General features: G+C 77.0%; 1 protein-coding gene. It reads right to left on the bottom strand.

Annotated features, from left to right (window positions below; genetic code table 11):
• Positions 1-2,204 (bottom strand): type I polyketide synthase (locus tag GTW08_RS13255; protein WP_161151988.1); only part of this gene is annotated, 2,204 nt, incomplete at both ends.

Raw genomic sequence — 2,204 nt, 5'->3', positions numbered from 1 at the left:
GCGGCTGCGCAGCGCCACCACCCGCGCCGCGTCGTCGAGGTCGAGCGCACCCGCCACGTGGGCGGCGGCGATCTCGCCCTGCGAGTGGCCGACGACCGCAGCCGGCTCGACGCCGTGGGCGCGCCAGACCGCGGCGAGGCCGACCATCATCGCGAACAGCGCGGGCTGGACCACGTCCACGCGCTCCAGCAGCGCCGGGTCGCCGTCGCCGGTGAGGACCTCGTGCAGCGACCAGTCGACGTGCGGGGCCAGCGCGGCGGCGCAGTCGTCGACCGCGGCACGGAAGGCCTCCGACGTCGTGAGCAGGTCGCGGCCCATCCCCCACCACTGGGCGCCCTGCCCGGGGAACACGAACACCGGGCCGGCGGGGTCCTCGGCGGCGGTGCCGGTGACCAGACCGGCGACCGACGTGCCGTCGGCCAGCGCGGCCAGGCCGCGGGAGAGCTCGTCGGAGGTCTCCCCGACGACGACGGCGCGGTGGTCGAACGCGGCGCGGGTGGTGGCCAGGGCGTGCCCGGTCCTGGCCGGGTCCTGCGGGTCGCGGGCCACGGCGTCGCGCAGCCGGCCCGCCTGGGCGCGCAGCGCGTCGGCCGAACGGGCGGAGACCACCCACGGGACCGGTCCGGGTGCACCGGCCGGCGGGGTCGCCTCGGCGGGGGGCGCCTGTTCCAGCACGACGTGGGCGTTGGTCCCGCTGATGCCGAACGACGAGACCCCGGCCCGGCGGGGGCGGTCGGTCTCCGGCCACGCGGTGCGCCCGGTGAGCAGCTCGACGGCCCCGGTGGACCAGTCGACATGGCTCGACGGCGCGTCGAGGTGCTGGATGCCGGGCAGCTCACCGGCGCGCATGGCGGCCAGCATCGTGATCACGCCGGCGACGCCCGCGGCGGCCTGGGTGTGTCCGATCGCGGACTTCACCGAGCCCAGCCGCAGCGGCTCGTCCCGGTCGCGGCCGTAGGTGGCGAGCAGCGCCTGGGCCTCGATCGGGTCGCCGAGCCGGGTGCCGGTGCCGTGCGCCTCGACGACGTCGACGTCGGCGGCGGTCAGTCCCGCCTCGGCCAGTGCCCGGCGGATCACCCGCTGCTGGGACGGGCCGTTGGGGGCGGTCATCCCGTTCGACGCGCCGTCCGAGTTGATCGCCGAGCCGCGGATCACGCCGAGCACCGGGTGCCCCTTGCGGCGCGCGTCGGACAGCCGCTCGAGGAGGACGACGCCGACGCCCTCGGCGAGGGTCATGCCGTCGGCGGCCTCGGAGAAGGGCTTGCAGCGGCCGTCGGCGGCCAGTGCCCGCTGCCGGCTGAACCCGACGAAGGCCTGCGGGGTCGCCATCACCGCGGCGCCGCCGGCCAGGGCGAGCGAGCTCTCCCCGCTGCGCAGCGACCGGCAGGCCAGGTGCATCGCGACCAGCGACGACGAGCACGCCGTGTCCAGGGTGACCGCGGGACCCTCGAGGCCCAGCAGGTAGGCCACCCGGCCGGACAGCACGCTGGCGGCGGTGCCGGTCACCATGTGCGTCTCGGTGTCGCCCGCGGCGTGCGCGACGGTCGTCGCGTAGTCCTGGTAGGTGGCGCCCACGAAGGTGCCCGTGCTGGTGCCGCGCAGCGAGGTGGGGTCGATCCCGGCCCGCTCGAACGCCTCCCACGAGGTCTCCAGCAGGATGCGCTGCTGCGGGTCCATCGCGACGGCCTCGCGCGGGGAGATCCCGAAGAAGCCGGCGTCGAAGTCGGCCACGTCGTGCAGGAAGCCGCCCTGCACGGAGTAGGTGCGACCGTGCCGGTCGGGGTCGGGGTCGTGCAGCGCGGCCGCGTCCCAGCCGCGGCCGGTGGGGAAGCCGGTGATCGCGTCGACCCCGTCGAGTGCGAGCTGCAGCAGCGCCTCGGGGGTGTCGGCGCCGCCCGGGTAGCGGCAGCTCATCCCGATCACGGCGATCGGGTCGTCGTCCCCGGCCGGAGCGGCCGCGGGCTGCGGCAGCCCGTCCGCGGCGCCGAGCGCGAGCTCCTCCAGGCGGCCGGCGAGCACGGCGGGGCTGGGGTGGTCGAAGACCAGGGTGGAGGGCAGCGTCAGACCGGTCGCGGCGGCGAGCCGGTTGCGCAGGTCGACCGCGGTCACCGAGTCGAACCCGGCGTCGCGGAAGGCGCGGCGCTCGCCGAAGGCGTCGGCGGAGGCGTGCCCGAGGACCGCGGCGGCCTCGGTGCGGACCAGGG

The sequence above is a fragment of the Pseudonocardia sp. SID8383 genome (assembly GCF_009864975.1).
Classification (GTDB): Bacteria; Actinomycetota; Actinomycetes; order Mycobacteriales; family Pseudonocardiaceae; genus Pseudonocardia; species Pseudonocardia alni.
Note: the sequence above shows the minus strand (reverse complement) of the source record. Positions and strands in the feature narration are given on the sequence as shown.